General features: G+C 44.6%; 17 protein-coding genes. 13 read left to right on the top strand and 4 right to left on the bottom strand.

What is annotated here, in order from left to right:
* The first annotated feature begins 1 nt into the window (after position 1).
* The 8 genes from BMZ54_RS26165 (at position 2) to BMZ54_RS26200 (ending at position 12,452) form a co-directional block, all read left to right on the top strand.
* Positions 2–1,519 carry a RagB/SusD family nutrient uptake outer membrane protein gene (locus BMZ54_RS26165; RefSeq protein ID WP_089919079.1) on the top strand — a complete coding sequence of 506 codons (1,518 nt, stop codon included), beginning with the start codon at positions 2–4 and terminating at the stop codon, positions 1,517–1,519.
* 227 nt (positions 1,520–1,746) lie between these two features.
* Positions 1,747–4,074 carry a glycoside hydrolase family 95 protein gene (locus BMZ54_RS26170; protein ID WP_089919082.1) on the top strand — a complete coding sequence of 776 codons (2,328 nt, stop codon included), beginning with the start codon at positions 1,747–1,749 and terminating at the stop codon, positions 4,072–4,074.
* 43 nt (positions 4,075–4,117) lie between these two features.
* Positions 4,118–6,304, top strand: coding sequence for an alpha-galactosidase (locus BMZ54_RS26175; protein WP_089919085.1), 2,187 nt, complete (start codon positions 4,118–4,120; stop codon positions 6,302–6,304).
* Positions 6,305–6,307: 3 nt separating this feature from the next.
* Positions 6,308–7,507: an SGNH/GDSL hydrolase family protein gene (locus tag BMZ54_RS26180; RefSeq protein WP_089919086.1), complete on the top strand. Its 1,200-nt coding sequence runs from the start codon at positions 6,308–6,310 to the stop codon at positions 7,505–7,507.
* Positions 7,508–7,530: 23 nt separating this feature from the next.
* Positions 7,531–8,430 carry an AraC family transcriptional regulator gene (locus BMZ54_RS26185; RefSeq protein ID WP_089919088.1) on the top strand — a complete coding sequence of 300 codons (900 nt, stop codon included), beginning with the start codon at positions 7,531–7,533 and terminating at the stop codon, positions 8,428–8,430.
* Positions 8,431–8,517: 87 nt separating this feature from the next.
* Positions 8,518–9,747 carry an enolase C-terminal domain-like protein gene (locus BMZ54_RS26190; protein WP_089919090.1) on the top strand — a complete coding sequence of 410 codons (1,230 nt, stop codon included), beginning with the start codon at positions 8,518–8,520 and terminating at the stop codon, positions 9,745–9,747.
* Entirely contained in the window at positions 9,744–11,390 is a 1,647-nt protein-coding gene (locus BMZ54_RS26195; RefSeq protein WP_089919093.1) for a sodium:solute symporter family transporter, read from the top strand. The genes BMZ54_RS26190 and BMZ54_RS26195 overlap by 4 nt, the downstream gene beginning before the upstream one ends.
* Positions 11,391–11,654: 264 nt before the next feature.
* Positions 11,655–12,452 (top strand): SDR family NAD(P)-dependent oxidoreductase, encoded by a 798-nt coding sequence (locus tag BMZ54_RS26200; RefSeq protein ID WP_089919095.1) that lies wholly within the window; start codon positions 11,655–11,657, stop codon positions 12,450–12,452.
* 7 nt (positions 12,453–12,459) lie between these two features.
* Here BMZ54_RS26200 and BMZ54_RS26205 read toward each other — a convergent pair whose 3' ends face one another.
* From BMZ54_RS26205 to BMZ54_RS26215, 3 genes are all read right to left on the bottom strand, one after another.
* A complete protein-coding gene (locus tag BMZ54_RS26205; RefSeq protein ID WP_089919097.1) occupies positions 12,460–13,638 on the bottom strand; it encodes a serine hydrolase domain-containing protein in 1,179 nt (392 codons plus the stop codon).
* Between the two features lie 89 nt (positions 13,639–13,727).
* Positions 13,728–13,961, bottom strand: coding sequence for a helix-turn-helix domain-containing protein (locus BMZ54_RS26210; RefSeq protein ID WP_202909367.1), 234 nt, complete (start codon positions 13,959–13,961; stop codon positions 13,728–13,730).
* 25 nt (positions 13,962–13,986) lie between these two features.
* Positions 13,987–14,214: a helix-turn-helix domain-containing protein gene (locus BMZ54_RS26215; RefSeq protein ID WP_238386696.1), complete on the bottom strand. Its 228-nt coding sequence runs from the start codon at positions 14,212–14,214 to the stop codon at positions 13,987–13,989.
* A gap of 193 nt (positions 14,215–14,407) precedes the next feature.
* Here BMZ54_RS26215 and BMZ54_RS26220 point away from each other — a divergent pair, with 193 nt between their 5' ends.
* Together BMZ54_RS26220 and BMZ54_RS32810 are read left to right on the top strand one after the other, a co-directional pair.
* Positions 14,408–14,692, top strand: a complete 285-nt coding sequence (locus BMZ54_RS26220) for a hypothetical protein (RefSeq protein ID WP_089919099.1) — start codon at positions 14,408–14,410, stop codon at positions 14,690–14,692.
* A 97-nt stretch (positions 14,693–14,789) separates the two neighbouring features.
* Positions 14,790–15,224, top strand: a complete 435-nt coding sequence (locus BMZ54_RS32810; RefSeq protein ID WP_143081138.1) for a hypothetical protein — start codon at positions 14,790–14,792, stop codon at positions 15,222–15,224.
* Here BMZ54_RS32810 and BMZ54_RS26230 read toward each other — a convergent pair.
* Positions 15,221–15,505: a hypothetical protein gene (locus tag BMZ54_RS26230; RefSeq protein ID WP_089919104.1), complete on the bottom strand. Its 285-nt coding sequence runs from the start codon at positions 15,503–15,505 to the stop codon at positions 15,221–15,223. The two genes, BMZ54_RS32810 and BMZ54_RS26230, sit on opposite strands and share 4 nt — an antisense overlap.
* 923 nt (positions 15,506–16,428) lie before the next feature.
* On the opposite strand from BMZ54_RS26230, the gene BMZ54_RS26235 reads away from it, so the two are divergent.
* The 3 genes from BMZ54_RS26235 to BMZ54_RS26245 all read left to right on the top strand — a co-directional run bounded on the left by BMZ54_RS26235 (position 16,429) and on the right by BMZ54_RS26245 (position 19,074).
* Positions 16,429–16,743 carry a hypothetical protein gene (locus tag BMZ54_RS26235; RefSeq protein WP_143081139.1) on the top strand — a complete coding sequence of 105 codons (315 nt, stop codon included), beginning with the start codon at positions 16,429–16,431 and terminating at the stop codon, positions 16,741–16,743.
* A gap of 48 nt (positions 16,744–16,791) precedes the next feature.
* A complete protein-coding gene (locus tag BMZ54_RS26240; protein ID WP_089919109.1) occupies positions 16,792–17,136 on the top strand; it encodes a hypothetical protein in 345 nt (114 codons plus the stop codon).
* Positions 17,137–17,301: 165 nt separating this feature from the next.
* Positions 17,302–19,074, top strand: coding sequence for an NACHT domain-containing protein (locus BMZ54_RS26245; RefSeq protein WP_089919112.1), 1,773 nt, complete (start codon positions 17,302–17,304; stop codon positions 19,072–19,074).
* Positions 19,075–19,350: the final 276 nt, after the last annotated feature.

Consider the following 19,350-nt stretch of genomic DNA (forward strand, 5'->3'; position numbering starts at 1 on the left):
TATGAAAAAATACACCATCTATATATGCCTGTTGTTGTCGTTAATGGGTACGGCCTGTAAAAAATACCTGGACCAGAACCCGAAGGATGCGCTGGCATCCGGTGATTTCTGGCAAAAGAAAAGCGATTTTGACCAGGCGCTGGCAGCAGCTTACTCCTCGCTGCAGGCCGCTGAGTTTGCGGTTGAACTGCCCGTGTGGGATTGTTTTACAGACAATGGTTATGCGCAGCACAACTCCGGCTCTGCTAAAGAAATTGTATCCGGCAGCATTAGCTCCACTACCGGCGGCTATATACCGCAGCTGTATAAGGATGCCTATGCAGGCATTGCCCGCATCAACATTTTTTTGATGCAGCTGGCAAAATATACCGGCCCTGATTTCCCGGATGCCGACAAGAAAAAGTATGAGGCAGAAGCCCGTTTTTTGCGTGCCTATTTTTACTTTCAGCTGTATAATATTTATGGCGATGTGCCGGTGGTGCTGGAACCATTGTCACTGGAAACACAGAACCAGGCTAAGGTTGCTGCCCCGGATGTGTTAAAGCAGGTGTTGGCCGATGCAGACTTTGCCATTGCCAACCTGAATGCAGCGCCTTATTACCAGAATGGCGGCCATGCCTGTGTATCATCGGCCCAGGCGCTGAAAGCACGTACGCTTATTTTTGCAGCTTACGGCGCCAATGGTACGCCTGATGCGGCTTTGCTAACACAGGTAAGGGACCTTACCCTGCAGATCCAGGCGCAATACAAGCTGAGCGCTAATTTTGAAGATGTGTTCCGCGATGCCAGCCAAAAGGGCAATACAGAGATCATTTTCTCTATCAACTTCCTGGCGCCTAACAATACCGCCCCCTGGGATATGTATTATGGCGACTGGCTGGTCGCCAGCCCGCTGCAGAACTTTGTGAATGATTTTGAGTGTACGGATGGTTTACCCTACGGTACCTCACCACTTACCAATCCTGCTGCGCCCTTTGAGAACCGCGATCCGCGTTTAAAGAAAACCGTGTTCGTGGACCATCCGGATTTTGGCGGCGGTAAAATTCATACGCCTTCCAACAGCCGGCCCACGGGTTATGGGGTTATGAAATTCCTGGTACCGGAAAATATTCCGTATGGATTTTCTACCTTAAGCCAGCAGAATGCAGTGGTGTTCCGCTTAGCTGAAATTTTGCTCATGTATGCGGAAGCGCAGAATGAGCTGACAGGACCTGATGCCACGGTGTATAAAGCCATGACCGACCTGCGTGCGCGGGTAGGCATGCCGCCGTACCCTGCTGGTTTAACCAAAGACCAGATGCGCCAACGGATACGCCATGAAAGAAGGATAGAGCTGGCATTTGAAGGCCTGCGCTATTTTGACCTGCGCCGCTGGCATACGGCTAATACGGTGCTGAATGCTGTGAAGGATGGTATTAACCCTTATCACTATGAGGATAAGTTTTACCACTGGCCTTTGCCGCAGCCGGAGATTGATAAGAGCGGGGGCGTGCTGGTGCAGAACCCGGAGTATAAATAGAATTGCCGTCATTGCGAGGGGCCGGGAGGCTACAGCGGAAAGGCGCCGAAGCAATCTCCAGCCATTCGGGGGATTGCTTCGGCGCACCTACGCACTATTCTCTCGCTTCGTGCCTCGCAATGATGTGCGGATAATCACATAAAATTATACGTGTAAAAGTTGAATGCAGTTGAACGCTGCATTTAACTTTTACATTTGGCATTTTAAAAAAACAAAGTTCCACTATAATGATCCGACAACTTTTTACCGCTGTAATAGCTTGTGTATGCTTACCTATTGCGTTATTAGCCCAGCAGCAGCCATTGCGCCTATGGTACACTCAGCCTGCTGTAGCCTGGGAAGAAACCATCCCCTTAGGCAACGGCCGTTTGGGTATGATGCCGGATGGCAATGTGCGCAAGGAAAAGATTGTGCTGAATGATATTACGCTGTGGTCCGGCGCGCCGCAGGATGCTAATAATTATGAAGCATACAAACTGCTGCCGCAGATCCGGCAGCTGCTGGCAGAAAATAAGAATGATGAAGCACAGGCGCTGATGGATAAATCATTTGTATGCACCGGAAAAGGCTCTGCAGGCCTGCCCTGGGGCTGTTTCCAGGTGTTGGGCACCTTAATGCTGGAATATGATCATAAAACGGCGGATACTACCGCTGCCCATTACGAAAGAGAGCTGTCTTTAAACAACGCTGTAGCCGCTACCAGCTATACATTAAACGGTGTTACCTATAAAAGAGAATACTTTACCAGCTTTGGGGATGATGTGGGCATCATACGCCTTACGGCCAGCAAACCCGGGCAGCTAAATTTTCGTGTATCCATCGATCGCCCCGAAAATTTTGCGGTAAGAACGGAAGGTAAGGAGCTGCAAATGAGCGGTCAGCTACCCAGCGGTACGGATACCCCTGGCATGCGTTACATAGCGCGTGTACAGGCAAAGCTGAATGACGGTACATTAATCACGGAAGACAAGACCCTGGTAGTAAAGAATGCCACGGAAGTAACGCTGATCCTTTCCATGGGCACGGATTTCCGCAATCCCGGTTTTATGGCAAAAACAAAGCAGCTGATGGCCGCTGCAATGCAAAAGCCTTACACCACGCAAAAGCAACAGCATATTACCAACTATCAGAAATTATTTAACCGCGTGCAAATGCAGCTGGGCGCTACGCATGCGGAGCAGCTGCCTACGGATGAACGTTTGGCCGGCTTTCATGCCAATCCTACATCAGACGATGCGCTGCCGGTATTATTTTTCCAGTTTGGCCGCTACCTGAGTATCAGCAGCACCCGCGTAGGCTTGCTGCCGCCCAACTTACAGGGCCTGTGGGCCAACCAGGTGCAAACACCCTGGAATGGCGATTACCACCTGGATGTAAATGTGCAGATGAATCATTGGCCGGTACAGGTAAGCAACCTGCCGGACCTTGACCTGCCGCTGGCGGAGCTGATAAAGGGTTTAGTGAAGCCCGGTGAAAGAACGGCCAAAGCCTATTATAATGCAGAGGGCTGGGTAGCGCATGTGATCACTAACGTATGGGGCTTTACGGAACCCGGCGAAAGCGCCTCCTGGGGCGCTACCAAATCCGGCTCAGGCTGGGTATGCAATAACCTGTGGGAGCATTATGCCTTTACCAACGATAAAAAATACCTGCAGGATATTTACCCGGTGCTGAAAGGCGCCGCGTTGTTCTACAGCAGCCAGCTGGTAACAGATCCTAAGAGCGGTTACCAGGTGCTGTCGCCCTCATCTTCCCCCGAAAATAGTTTTGTAATGCCCAATGGCAAACATGCCGCCATCTGCGTAGGTGCTACTATTGATAACCAGATCGTACATGAACTATTTACCAACGTTATAACGGCAACGAACGTACTGGGAATTGATGCAGCGCTGCGCACCAGGCTGGAAGCGCAGCTGAAAAAGGCGGCGCCCATAGGCCGTGTAGGCAGCGATGGCCGCCTCATGGAGTGGATGGAGGAATACCCGGAATCAGAGCCGCATCACCGGCACCTGTCGCATTTATATGGGCTGTTCCCCGCGCCGCTCATCACGCCGGAAGGCACGCCCGATCTGGCAGAAGCCTGTAAAAAAAGCATGGAGGCGCGTGGCGATGATGGGCCCAGCTGGTCTATTGCATTCAAACAATTGTTCTGGGCCCGCCTGCATGATGGTAATCGTGCCTATAAATTATTTGCAGACCTGATGCGGCCTACGCTGAAAACCAATATCAACTATGGCGCAGGCGGTGGTACCTATCCGAACATGTTCACCGCAGGCCCGCCGTTCCAGATAGACGGCAATTTTGGCGGGGAAGCAGGGCTGGCGGAAATGCTGTTGCAAAGCCATGCCGGCTTCATTGACCTGCTGCCCGCTATTCCTGACCAGTGGAAGTCTGCCGGTACTGTTAACGGCCTTAAAGCCCGTGGCAACTATACCGTTAGCATGACCTGGAAAGACGGGAAGATCACCCGCTACACCATTGCATCGCCCAACCCGCGTAAGGTAAAAGTGAAAGTAAATGGCGAGATCAAAGAGGTAATGGCAACAAAAATTTAGTATCTTGAACGTCTTAACTAAGGATAGGAACAACCGTCAAATCATGCAGGTAAAACATTTAGCCACGTTATTAGCCGCACCTTTTATAGTGTGCGCGGCACAAGCCCAGAACATTAACATTCCCGTTCAAACCGCGCATAATGCGCTGGTATTGCAGGTGAATAACAGCAAGGACCTGAACACTATTTATTTCGGGGAAAAGTTAGCAGATGCGAATGAGTATGAACAGGTACCAGGCGTGTACAAACAGGCCGGTGATTATACCGGTTTGCTCAACTCCGCTTACACGCCATCCGGCTCACGAAACCTGGTGGAACCCGCCATTACCGTAACGCATGCGGATGGCAATAATTCCCTGGACCTGAAATATGTAAGCCATACAGTTACCAAAACAGATGATAATGTTTCCCTGCTCAGCATTGTGTTGAAAGATCCGGTGTATGACTTTGAGGTAACACTTTATTATAAAACCTATTTTAAGGAAGATGTGATAGAACAGTGGAGCGCCATCCGCCATAAAGAGAAAGGCAGCGTGGTGCTGCACAAATTTGCCTCTGCCAACCTGCACCTGAAAGCGGCAGATGGTTTCTGGCTTACGCAGTACCATGGCGACTGGGCAAAGGAAATGCAGCCGGAAGAATCCAAGATCACCCACGGCATCCGCACGCTGGATACCAAGCTGGGTACCCGCGCTAACCTGTTCCAGCCATCGGTGTTCATGGTATCTATGGACAAACCGGCCACCGAAGATGCAGGGAATGTATTATACGGCGCGCTGGAATACAGCGGCAACTTCCGGGTAGACCTGGAACTGGACCCGCAGGATAACCTGCGCATTATTGCCGGTATTAATAACTACGCATCTGACTACACGCTGCAGCCCAATGAAACGTTTACCACGCCCGCTTTCCTGTACACTTTTTCCGATAAGGGCAAAGGCAACGCCAGCCGGAACTTACAGCGCTGGGCCAGGAACTATAAATTGCTGGATGGGAAAGGTAATCGTTTAACATTGCTGAACAACTGGGAATCCACCTACTTTGATTTTAATGAACGCAAGCTGTTTGAGCTGTTGAAAGAAACCAAATCATTAGGTGTGGACCTGTTCCTGCTGGATGATGGCTGGTTTGCCAACAAGTATGCCCGTAATGATGATCATACAGGTCTGGGCGACTGGCAGGAGAATAAGACCAAGCTGCCGAACGGCATAGCCTCTCTTGTTAAGGAAGCGCAGAACGACGGTGTAAAATTTGGTATTTGGGTGGAGCCGGAGATGGTAAGCCCCAAAAGCGAGCTGTATGAAAAACATAAAGATTGGGTAGTGCGCCAGCCCAAACGCGATGAATATTATTTCCGCAACCAGCTGGAGCTGGACCTCAGCAACCCGCAGGTGCAGGATTTTGTATTTGGTATTATCGATGACCTGTTCACCAAGAATCCGCAGCTGGCCTATATTAAGTGGGACTGTAACGCAGTGATCTATAACGCGCATTCCGCTTATCTTAAAAACCAATCGCATTTTTACATTGAGTACATGCGCGGTTTGTATAAGGTGCTGGAACGCATCCGGGCTAAATATCCCAAAGTGCCTATGATGCTGTGCTCCGGCGGCGGCGGCCGCGTGGATTATGCTGCCCTGCAATACTTCACGGAGTTCTGGCCCAGTGATAATACGGATCCTATGGAGCGTATTTTCATACAATGGGAGTACTCTTATTTTTACCCGGCCATCAGCAGCTCCAACCACGTAACAGACTGGGGCAAGCAGCCGCTGAAGTTCCGCACGGATGTAGCTATGATGGGCAAGTTGGGTTTTGATATTGTAGTAAGCAAGCTGCCTGCCAATGACCTGCAGTTTGTACAGGGCGCTGTTAAAACGTATAATGCACTGAAGCCCATCATCTGGCAGGGAGATCAGTACCGTTTATCCAATCCACGGGAAAGTAATGTAGCATCTATATTGTATGTAAATGAGCAGCAAAGCGCCGGCGTTATTTTCAATTACCTGGTAAATAACCGTTATGATGTGCATAGCGCTACGCCTATACGCCTGAAGGGTTTGAAGCCGGCTGGGAAGTATAAGATCAAAGAAGTGAATGTATATCCCGGTACCAAATCAACCATTGACGAAAGCAAAACTTATTCAGGCGATTTCCTGATGAAAGTAGGTTTTAACCCGGATGTAAACAGCCACAGAACCAGCGTGGTGCTGCAGATAGATGAAATTTAAACCATGAAGCTATTATACCTGGCCCTGTGCCTTACCGCCGCTGTTAGCCTGCACGCGCAAGTGCGGGTAAAGGCGCCATTGAAAAGCGAAGATTACATTATACGCAATGGAGGGCTGGATAATGTTTGGTACCGCATGCAAAAGGATAAAGAGGCGCATGTGGTGTTCCTGGGTGGCTCCATCACTAATATGAGTGGCTGGCGCGACCTGGTGTGTAAATACCTGAAGGATACTTACCGCGGTACCAAATTCACTTTTCTGAATGCGGGCATTCCATCCCTGGGCAGTGTGCCGCATGCCTTCCGCTTTCAGCGGGATGTAATTGAAAAAGGACCGGTAGATCTATTGTTCGTGGAATCTGCTGTTAATGACCGCGGTAATGGTTATACGGAAGCACAGCAGCGCCGCGCATTGGAAGGCATTGTACGGCATATGCTGGCGGTAAATCCCAATGCCAATATTGTGCTGATGGCCTTTACGGACCCGGATAAAATGGCGGATTACCATGCCGGCAAAATACCTGTAGAGGTGCAGGTGCATGCGGCCATCGCTAAAAAGTATGGCCTGCCTTTCATTAATCTTGCCAAAGAAATTACAGACCGTATTGACGCGAAGGAATTTACCTGGAAAGATGATTTTAAAGACCTGCATCCATCGCCCTTTGGGCAGCAATTATATTTCAATAGCATTAAGCAGCTGCTGGATGGTGAATTTAAAAAACCGGTACCGGAGTTCATTGAAACGGTGATGCAGCAACGTTCCCCCGAAGATCCGTTTAACTATGAGGAAGGCTATTATGCAGATATTCATGATGCTACCCACCTGCAGCATTTTACCATCAATGAATCATGGCAGCCGGCAGACAGTACGCCTACACGCCGGGGCTTTGTGAATGTGCCGGTGCTGGTATCAGATACCACCGGTACTGCCTCCCTGGACTTTCCTTTCACCGGCCGTACGATAGGCATTGCCGTATTATCCGGTCCGGATGCGGGTTTCATCAAATACAGCATTGACGGTGGCATAGAGCAGGAAATAGACCTGCATACCCAATGGAGTGGAAGCCTGTACCTGCCCTGGTATTTGATCCTGGGTGATGAATTAAGCAGGGAAAGTCATAATTTGAGATTGCAAACAGGCGGGCCGCATCCGGGCAATACAAAGAATGTGTGCCGGATAGTTTACTTCCTGGTGAATAAATAGGCCTGCCGCTGCGCCAGTAGCGTATGGATAAACACAAGCGACGAGACGGATTTGAAGGGCAAAAGCTGATCAGCTTACCGGAGGCAGTATGCCTTAACCACGCAAAGAAGAACACGGCCCTTAGCCAGATCTATATTACCCACATCGGGTACTTTCCCAAAGCCATCGCACATTACCGGCTGCGCAAAAACGGGTGTAAGGATAACATCCTGATCTATTGCCTGCGGGGCAAAGGCTGGTACCGCATTGGCAGCCGCACTTACCAGGTGGGCCCTAACCAGTTCTTTATTATACCTGCTACCACACAATACATTTCTTATGGCGCCGATGAAACCGACCCCTGGACCATTTACTGGGTGCACTTCAGCGGGCCGGATATGGCAGGATTTAATAAGTCGCTTAATATTAATACAGACGATGGACCGCGTGAAATACCCCTGAATGAAAAAGGTTTGCAGGTGTGGGAGAACATGTATGAAAGCCTGGAAATGGGCTACAGTACAGATAATCTGAATAATGCGAATTTTTGCCTGTACCATTTTATAGCTACCTTTTTGTATCCCGATAAACATCAGCAACGTAAAAGTCCGGCAGCGGAAGATCATATTACGCAAACCATTTTATACATGCGCAGCCGCCTGCATGAGAAGCTAACGGTAGAAGATATGGCCGCTACGCATAATCTCTCCGCCTCTTATTTTTCTACTTTATTCCGCAAGGCTACGGGTATGCCACCCATTGATTATTTTATTCATCTGAAGATCCAGAAGGCCTGCCAGCTGCTGTTTCAGAACAATTTGAAGGTAAAGGATGTAGCGGAAGCCATTGGGTATGATGATCCCTACCACTTTTCCCGCCTGTTTAAAAAACATATGAATGTATCTCCTGAACAATACAAGGCTGCCAGCCGCCGGGAGGAGTAGTACAATCGGATAATTCATCATAATGAAAGAATAGATCATTTCGTAAACATCGGCAACAGTTTAATTTCACCCTTGTAAGATGTAGTCATGATCAAAGATATTTTCACGTTTGATGCACGTTTTCCACTGGATGAAGGAACTGGTAGTGATGCGGTACATCGCAATCCCATTTACTCATATGCGGTAACACAATTAAAGGACGATAGCGGTCTTACCGGCCATGGTTTTGCATTCACCTTAGGTGAAGGTAATGACCTGGTATGCAAGGCAGCACAATTCTATGCACAGCAGTTAAAAGGGAAAGATATTGAGGAGCTGATGCAGGATTTTGGTGCAGTGTTTCACCGTTTTGCCAATGAGCAGCAGTTCCGCTGGCTGGGCCCTCACAAAGGTGTGGTGCATTTGGCGCTGGCTTCCGTAACCAATGCCTGTTACGATCTGTGGGCAAAGAAAAGAGGTGTGCCGTTATGGAAATTATTAATTGATCTTTCCCCGGAGCAGATCGTTAATACGCTGGATCTTTCTTACCTGGAAGATGAGCTTACCAAAGAAGATGCATTACAGCTGCTGCGCAATGCAGCACCCACGGCCAATAGCAGACAAGGCATTATACAACAGGGCTATCCCGGTTATGATACTTCCATAGGCTGGTTCAATTATTCTGATGATAAGGTGCGGGAAAATACACGTATAGCCGTAGCAGAAGGGTTTACCGCCATGAAGCTAAAAGTAGGTTCCACGGATCCGGAAAGGGATATACGCCGCGCGCATATTGTGCGGGAAGCAGCAGGTGATAAAGTAAAGGTGATGCTGGATGCCAACCAGCAATGGACGTTGCCTGCGGCATTGAAGATCTGTAGGGAGCTGCAATCCATGAACCCTTACTGGATAGAAGAGCCTACACACCCGGATGATGTGCTGGCGCATAAAACATTGGCAGATGCTATAGCACCCACCAAACTGGCGCTGGGTGAGCATGTACCCAACCGTATTATCTTTAAGAACTACCTGCAAACCGGTTGCGCCGGTTTTATACAGGTAGATGCGGTAAGGGTAGGGGGCGTAAGCGAATTTATAACCGTTAGCCTGTTATGCCGTAAATACGGTATACCGGTGGTGCCGCATGTAGGGGATATGGGACAGCTGCACCAGCACCTGGTATTGTTTAACCACGTAGCCATGGACCATCCTGCACTTTTTTTAGAGCATATTCCACATTTACAAAAGCACTTCGTACACCCGGTACACATCAGCAATGGTGTTTATATTACACCACAGGAGCCGGGCAGTAGCTGTGATCTTAAAGCATACCAATGATTAAACCGCTTGACCTTACCATTGCGGTCCTGTATGTTATAGGCATTGTAACTGTAGGATTGTGGAGTGGTATCCGGCACAGGAGAAAACACGCCAGCGGCAATGCTGCCGGCGAATATTTCCTGGCAGGTAAAACACTGAAGTGGCCTATGATAGGACTGGCATTGTTTGCCACCAATATATCCTGTGTGCACCTGGTAAGCCTGGCCCAAAGCGGGTTTGATACCGGTTTGCTGAACGGCAATTTTGAATGGATGGCTGCCTTTGCGCTAATATTGCTGGCATTGTTCTTTGCGCCTTTTTACATCCGCTCCGGCGTAGCCACCTTACCGGATTTTTTGGAAAAGCGCTACGACCGCGCCAGCCGGGATTGGCTGGCTATTGTATCCGTAATATCTGCCATTATTATTCATATCGCATTTTCTTTACTGGCTGGCGGTATTGTATTGCATACGTTGTTTGGGGTAGATATGTATACCAGCGTGATCGTTATTTCATTACTCACGGCAGTGTACACCATCGTAGGCGGATTAACCGCTGTAGTGGTAACAGAATCGGTACAAACCATTGTGCTGCTCATAGGCGCTATTATTATCAGTATAGCAGCATGGCATAAAATGGGTGGCTGGCAGCCTATGGTGCACATCTTACAGAACGACGGTGCGTTAAACAAGCTATCCATGCTGCGCCCACACGGTGATAGCAGCGGCATGCCCTGGTATGCGGTATTCCTGGGCTACCCGGTATTGGGCATCTGGTACTGGTGTGCGGATCAAACTATTGTGCAGCGGGTGCTGGGCGCCAAGGACGAAGATCATGCCCGGGTAGGCTCCCTGTTCTGCGGGTTTATAAAAATATTGCCGGTATTCATTTTCGTACTACCGGGACTGTTTGCCTACACGCTTTCCAAAGCCGGCCTGCTGGACATTAGCGCATTAAAAGATGCGCAGGGCGTGGTGAATAGTAAAGGTATTTATACGGTAATGATCACGCAGCTGCTGCCCAGTGGTTTGATAGGTATTGTAGCAGCTGCACTGCTGTCCGGCTTAATGAGCCAGATCTCCGGCGCGCTGAACGCCATTGCTACTTTGTGCAGCTATGATATTTATAAACGTTATTACCCGGAGGTGTCTGACCAAAAGCTGGTAAAGGCAGGCAAGATAGCTGCCGGGCTGGCGCTGGTGTTCTCATTGGCACTAATGCCTTTGCTGAATAGCTACGAAAGCATTTTTAACGGTTTGAATGATGTGATTGCACACATTGCGCCGCCTATTACTTGTGTGTTTTTATTGGGTATCTTTTGGAGTAAGGCTTCTGCGGTTTCTGCTAAGCTTACGTTGTGGATCGGTTCTGCTATGGGGGCTATTGTATTTGCAGTGAATAAACTTTTCCCGGATACGGTGATCGGGCATATTCCTTTTATGATGATGGCTTTTTACTTGTTTTGTATCTGTGTGCTGCTGCAGGTGGTGTTTACGTTTGTTTTCCCTGCGCCGCAGCCGGCGGTTGGAGCGAAGGTGTTGTACTGGCGGTCACCGGGCGAACCGTTACAATCACCGGGCTGGAAAGGGATTGGTAATTATAAAACATTGGCGGTGGTGTTGTTGGTAGTGATGGTGGTGTTGTTTTGGATGTTCCGGTAAGCATAAAGCAGAAAGGATAAAGCGGAAAGCTGAGGGCGTGTTGCTGAAGGCCCTGGTTTTAAAAGCACAAGGGAAATAGGGTATAAGGCCAGAGTATTGCTGCATTGGCTCTTTGCTTTATGCTTTCAGCTTAAAAAAGCGGGGGAAGAATATACAGGAGCGTAAAACTCAACGTTCGCTGCATTAAGCTTTTTGCTTTATGCTTTCGGCTTTCTGCTAAAACAGGCTTTCTACTCATTTCGAAATTTATTAATCATCCGAATTATGTTGTTAGCAAATAAAGTGATCTTTTTAACCGGTGGCTCCATGGGGATCGGGTATGAGTGTGCCCGTAAGTATGTGGAGGCAGGGGCTAAGGTGGTAGTAGTGGCCAATGAGGCATCCTCTTTGGATGGCACAGTGAAAGAATTAGGTAATGAGCACTTAGGTATATTATGCGATGTGTCTAAACCGGAAGAAGTAAAAGATGCTATTGCACAAACCCTGCGCCGCTATGGCAAAATAGACGCTATTCATAATAATGCCGGTATTGCAGCACCATCCAAACCTTTACACCTGACTACAGATGATGAATGGGAGCTGTTATTTGAAGTGAACCTGAAAGGTATTTATCATACCACCAAATACGGACTGGATGCATTGATCGCAACCCGTGGCTGTATTCTTAATACCAGCAGCCTGGTAGGTGAAATAGGGCAGGAGAACCATGCGGCCTATACTGCTACCAAGGGCGCTGTGAATAGTCTTACAAAATCTATGGCGCTGGACTACGCGCCTTATCATATTCGTGTAAATGCGCTGGCGCCTGCTGCTGTTTGGACGCCTATGCTGCGGAAATGGAATAGTGAGCAGGAAGATGAGGCATCTATGGAAGAATACCTGCGGAATATACATCCTTTGGGATATTGCCCGGAAGGGGATGTGATTGCGGATGCTGGCGTGTTCCTGTTATCGGAGAAGGCAAGGTTTATTACGGGGTGTATTTTGCAGGTGAGTGGGGGGGCGGAATTGGGGTATAGGAGTTTGATGAATGGGGGGAGGAAGGTGTATAGGGGAGAGTAGGCCCGGTTTATTTTTGTTGAAAAAGCTGGAATATTTCATACGCTATGCCCGGCAGCATGTTAAAGGTTTTTTGATCAACTTCATTTGATAAGATCACAACGCCACTTTTGAGCTCCGGGTATATAACCAGGTAACTGCAAAAACCGGAGGTGCCTCCATCGGCCCAGATCTGTGTATAACCGTTATCATATTTATAAAGGAACCAGTTTAACCCCACGCTATACACGCTTGCATTCACTTTATCTTCTGGCAGCGGACCTACAACTTTGCCGGTTTGAACATCAACATTCAGCGTTCTTTGATGGCAGGTCTGGATTGCCTTATTGTTTTCATCAAGCTGTAATTGTACATACTTCAGCAGATCCGCCGTACAGGAACTTAAACCGCCTGAAGCTTTGAAATAAGGCATGGTAAAGTCGTATGGCATTTGGGTGCCTTTCTCATTATATCCTTTTGCTAAAAGTCCGCTTTGGGGAGCGGAAGATAAAAAAGCAGTGTTCCACATTTCCAACGGAGCTGTAATATAAGTTTGTATCAACTGCTCAAAAGGGGCTTTATAAACACGCTCCAGGATATAGGCCAGCAACTGCGCCCCGGCATTAGAATGATGAGGTTTAAGACCAGGAACAGTATCTAATTTTACTTTATGGAGGGCATCATAAAAATCCTTACGGGTGTAACTCCCATAGATTCGCGATCTTATAATGGCTACGGAATCAGCAGGCGCATTTTGCAATTCGTACGGAAATGATGGTAGCCAATCCGGCAGGCCGGAGGTGGTATTGGCTAAATTGATCAATTTTATTGGATTCCCATTATACTCCAGGTTGGGATACTCACCGTCAAGATATTTACGGATGTCATCCTCCATCTTTACCTTCTTTTCTGCCACTGCGTTGGCGAGCAGCAAGCTCGCAAACGTTTTGGTGATGGATCCGATCTCATAAATGGTATTTTCCGTGGGAGCTAATGTTTTGCCTAATTCTGTAGTGCCAAAGTTGTAAAAAGATCTTTCCCCTTTATGATAGACGCCCATTGACAAACCGGCAAGCTGGGGGTTGGCCTTTATTTTCTCTCCTATTTTTTGTATAAGAGAATCCAGTTTTGTTTCCTGCTTGTTTTGCGCGATTACAAGCTGTGAGCTAAGGATGAAGATAAAAAGGAGGAGAGTATAGCAGTTTTTCATCTTTTTATTTTGTGTAGAAGAAAAGAATAGATTTTGAAAGTTGGCAAATAAACAGGCTTTAAGGAATTATAATAAATCGTCTCGCTATGTTATAACGGCTTTTCCGGAAGAAAATCTTTTGGTGAGCACTTAAACACTTTAGCCAATTCATTTAAGTGACGGATTGAGTATTTAGCGTTCCGGGTAGTAGATTCGATATCCCCTATAAAGCCCTCAGATTGATCCAGCAGGGCTGCTAATGCAGCTTGCGATAGGTTTGCTTCCTGCCTCATCTTCTTTACTTTGTCAATTACATATTGTTCGATAGGTGTGATGCCTGCCATAGTAAGGATTATGTTTAAGTACAATTTATTTATTCTTTATGGCAAACAACTCGTTTAACTCCACATCTAATGCAGCGGCTAGTTTAACGAGCTTTACAAAGGTGAGATTTACCTGCCCGCTTTCAATTCTGCTAAGATCACCGGCATCTATACCAGTCCTGGTTTCCATATCAACCTGAGTAAGGCCTTTCAATTTCCTAAGGGCTTTTATGTTGTCTCCTAATGTTAATAGTATGTCTTTTGATTCTTCCACATAGGTAAAGTGATAAAAAATGTCCGCAGAAAAAATGTAGAATTCTACATTTTTATCGAAAAAACTCCTATATTTGTGTATAATCAAGATGATAATTACTTGATTAAAAGGCCCTTTTTACATCTGGATAGTAAGTTTTATACACTGGTCTTTTCTCCATCATTCATTAGTCAACCCTTAAAATATCTTTGTTATGCAAACGAAATCACGACCGATAACCGTTTCCCCTGACGCGCAGGCTCCTTTGCTTGCAACCTTGTACAGCAGAATTTATGAGCTGCACGAAAACTTTAACGGGTTTGTGAAAAGTGAATGCAACTGGACGCCGCACTGGTATGATTTCTATCTGCAGCATCCAGAGAAGTGCCCTGCTGAAGATTTGGAAATGATTAAAATAGCCGGTGATCTTGCCAGGGACTTACAGGTTTTAACAACCCGCTGTAAACAGACATTGGAAAATGGTAAAGCGGCTAGTTAGGATTTTTATAGAGAGCAGAGCATGAGGATAATAAAATTCAATCTAACTTATACGAAAAGATAAATTGCTTTAAAGTATCCGATAAAAAGCCCTCCGGATGTACGACATTTCAGTTACAAGGGCAATCATTCCTTTTACCGATCCCCAATTTCTAGTCTATACCGGCAATTTTCTATTAACCACCTTTATTCATTGGGCCTTGAACCACAGAATTGCTATCCCGTACTCCCAATTTCCTATAAAAGAACAGCAAATTGCAGTTGTTGTACTCCATTCACGGAGCTTAGAACCACAATTTGCTGTTAGCTTATTGCCTGAGCAGATATTATACCTCTGTTTCTGGCTTAGGAGCCGTTCTTGCGATGGTTCGTCCCGGAAAACGTTGCCTCAGATCATTAACGATGCTTTGAGTACCCTGCACGCCAGCATCAGCTGCCCGCTTGGCCGAGTTATAAAATACCAACGCGGCACTGTAACTCTCGTTACCGGCAACTATCATGGTATCATCAATAGCTTCCATCAGGCTTTTTAAAGGCTGCTGGATCTGGTAAGCGATTTTACCAATTCCATATCCTTTTTAAATTCCATTACCTGTAAGTAAGGCGGCACCAGGTGCGGATTGGTTTCTGCATAACCCAGCGCCTTGTCCACAAACGGAAGGGATTTATCGCCCATGCGAGCATAGATCCGTTTTTCGTCAGGACTTAATTTTAATAGAAAGGGTAAGTGGGTTTTGATAGTGGTAATAGCCTGTTGGATAGCATCCATTGCAGTAGGAGCTACTGCAACCGAAATAAGGTTATCATTCGGCATGACTGGTTGATTTTAGTGATTAACAAATAGAATTATCAAAATGAAAATAAAATGGAATTGGAGATTGGCAATTGTTCATTTTGTTCAGTTTAGTGCTCTTGTTTGAAGAACAGTGAATCAGATGTTAATGTTATCTTTCTTAAATAAACAACTCTATCGCCTCTTAGCGGGGAAAGATTTGATCCGGCTGCCAACTATGGTCGTAACCGGGCCCAAACAATAGTGCTAACAAAAAAATGGCATTATTATTATAAGATACTTTAACCACTTAGGTATGAAGGAAAATAAACAAGAATTTGTCCATGCCAATAACATGCAACGAGGACATATACTCGCCGCTGCCCAAATAGCTTATCGCATATAATGGTCCCCAGCCCCATATCGGTTAAATCGGCTCTTACCTCTTTTTGCGGCCTCGTGAATAAGACATGTATATTTCTTTTCCTGTCAGATCAAGTATCTGTGTTTGCCGTGTATCCGAAGCGCCCTGAATTGACCTATAAATGGTTAATAAATCGTTAATCGGGTAAATACGATGGTACACGTTGACCCCTTATCTGTATATAGGAGAGACGGTGTTTCTCCGCAATCGATTTTGGCTTCTTTGGATTAAATGCAGCCTTAACCGAATTTGCTAAAAATGTCAATTAAAACAGGTTGGCAAAAAAGGTGCAAATTTTGACTTAGCTATAATTTTATGGAACGAATAGGCTTGATCTAAAAAGCACTGGAGGGGGACAGCAACGGGATTTTCATATCTCCGGGACGTTGTTCCCTTTGAGATTGAACGGAACTACTAATACAGCAGCACGAAGATATATACCGACCGCGACAATATAAATAGGTATTTCCCTTCCCGCTCATTCCCTGTAAAGTGTTTAGTTCCTAATACATGAGGCGTAAAGGCCAGTGAAGATTTAATTTTGAAATTAAAACATACGATGGGAATACTTATTACTTATGATTTAGTGGAAAAACATGAAGTTATAAAAACTGCGATGATACAGATGGGATATTCTAAGGTGCTGAAATGGCAGACGACTCTCATCTACCTACCTAATACAGCATTGTACCATGAAAGCAGTACGCCCCAGCAAGCAATTGCCGATTTAAAGACAGCATGCGCCAAAGTGGGACTGTACGAAGGTCCAGGCCTTGAACGGGCGTTCGCTGTAACCTTTGATAATATTAATGATTATACCTGGGAGGCAATTCCCGGCAAACCTTTCGGTTCGTAACAACAAGGTTTTAATGAAGGGAATTTGTCTATAGTAAAAATGATAATAATGAATAACACTAAAATGAGACTAGAAGATAATTTATATGATCAGATTTTTAATAATATAAGAACCCGGAATTCTTTCGGTTTAGAGGCAACGCGAAGTGAACTAAAGTTTGAAAATATAGAGCAAACCATGCCCTATATTAACTTTGACCAACCATCAGCCTTACCGTATATCTTTATTCCCACTGCTCGTGAAATTCTAATGCAGGATGCTATCGGAAACATACACCTTGATCTGATTGACAGGATAAGGCTTGCAACAGATATGTTTCAGGGGATAATTTATTATCAAAGAATAGGTAACGGTACAGATGAAAAATGGCATTTACATATCAATTTCAATTAATAAAGAATGTAGGTTCTTACAAGGGACGTCATTTTCTTTATGAGTGTGGAAAAACTGAAAATTTGTAATGTGCATTCAAGAGGACGATGCTTAAATTGTGTCTATTTTTGAGTTAGCAGCAAGCGAAAAGCACTTAACTAAATAAGCGCCTTAACTTTCTAAAATATGGAAATTTTGACTTTAGTTACATCGGTTGTAGGCAATAAACTGAAATCACTATTTGAAGGACTTTTAAGAGAATTTGGAGAAGAGGTTAAGCAAGTTATAAATAATAATATTCTAGAGTATCAGATTGAAGAGTACAACAGAAACTATTGTACCAAAACCCTTCTGCACAGAGTTCAACCGAAAAACCTAAAAGATTTTTATCAACCACTTTTTATAACTACATGTGACAGGAGGCAAAGAAGTATAGACACACGAGATAATTCTAAAAGAATACCAACTAACTCAATCAGAAGTCTATTTACAAAGAAACAATTCATTACTCTTATAGGGAGTGCAGGAAGCGGAAAAAGTACAATTGTGAAGTACTTATTTTTAAATTCAATTGACACAAATTTTAAAATTCCTATTAAGGTAGAGTTGCGATATTTAAACGACTACGAGGGTTCTGTTATTGAATTTATTAAAAGCCGAATTTTTAAGCTAAACAGACTGGCTACAAACGATAGAATTATAGAACGTTTAATGAACTCCGGAGATTTTGTTTTTTTTCTAGATGGATACGATGAAATAAACTCTTTAAAGAAAGAAAAAATAACAAAAGAAATAGATGACTTGGTAAAACTATATAATAAGAACTTTTACCTGTTAACTTCTAGACCGTACACTGAAATTGATTTACTGCCACTATTTCACAATTTTGAAGTTTGTGAATTATCAGACAGGGATATAAATAATTTTATTAAAAAGCAAATTCCCGGAGAAGAAGAAGAACTTTGCGATAAAATAATCGAGGCTGTAAACAGTAAAGAAAACATATCATACAAAAGCTTCTTAAGCAATCCTCTTTTATTATCGATGTTTATATTGACGTTTCAGTCATATTCAAATATACCACAGAAAAGAAGTGAATTTTACAGCCAGGTATTTGATGCATTGTTTTCAGTTCATGACAGTATGTCAAAATTAGCTTTTGTAAGAGAAAAACAGAGTGGACTGTCTAAAGAACAAATTGTTGATGTCTTAAAGTTATTTTCATTCATTTCATATTTCGATGAAAAATTCATTTTTAGTAATATCTATTTAGAAGGGAAATTTAAATTTATTAAAGAGAAAAAAAAGAGCATAGCATTTGACAATAACAAACTTATAAATGATTTCCAAGTTGCTATTGGCATACTAAATAAGGAAGGAACTGATTATGCTTTTCCACATCGTTCACTGCAAGAGTACTTTGCAGCCATTTATATTTTTTCGTTAAATGATGATAATAAGAAAATCGTTTATAAAAAAATTATAGACTTCCTTACCGACAGAAAAATATTTCGGCAAACAACAAGAGATAATTTCCATCTCCTCTTATCAGAATTGGATGAGAAAAATGTAATTAAATATGCACTTATCCCTTATTTTGAAAAATATATACAAGAAACAAACTTACAGGAAACGAAATACGAGAAAATTATCGACAACTTTCTTACGCTTGATAATGTTTTTGAAGCATTCTATTTTATACTTAAATCAAATGAAACGAGTAATGCAAATAAATATTTTGGGAAACAGTTTGATATCTACCGAAGGAGTGATAAGATGGAAATTTCTTCAAAAGCTAATAAGAAGAAGGCTGATGGGTATCGCCAAAGGCTTGCCATTGAGGAAATACAGCCGTTTTTAAAGAATTTTTTGCCGAGGCTTAAACAAAAGAAACAAGAATTGACGGAATACTTAATAAATGAAAGTAAGAGTGATTCTGAAATTGTATCAATAATTTAGTTTATAACCTGCCACAACAATGATATTATAATAGTGGTGATTGATATCGAAACAATCAGCAGCGGTAATTATGTTGTACTTCGGTTCTGGATTCGACGAATTGTATGATCCGGACTAAACTTAACCACTGATTACAATTAAACTGAACCAGGCATTCCAGACCACTTTGCAACTTTATAACGACAGCATCTTTCAACGACATTTAAAAAAAATACAAACTAATATTAGCCATTCTAAAACACAATTCTTGTTTCAGTGGCTTGATTGACAAGCTGT

Source organism: Chitinophaga rupis, from assembly GCF_900109685.1.
In the GTDB taxonomy this organism is placed as follows: domain Bacteria; phylum Bacteroidota; class Bacteroidia; order Chitinophagales; family Chitinophagaceae; genus Chitinophaga; species Chitinophaga rupis.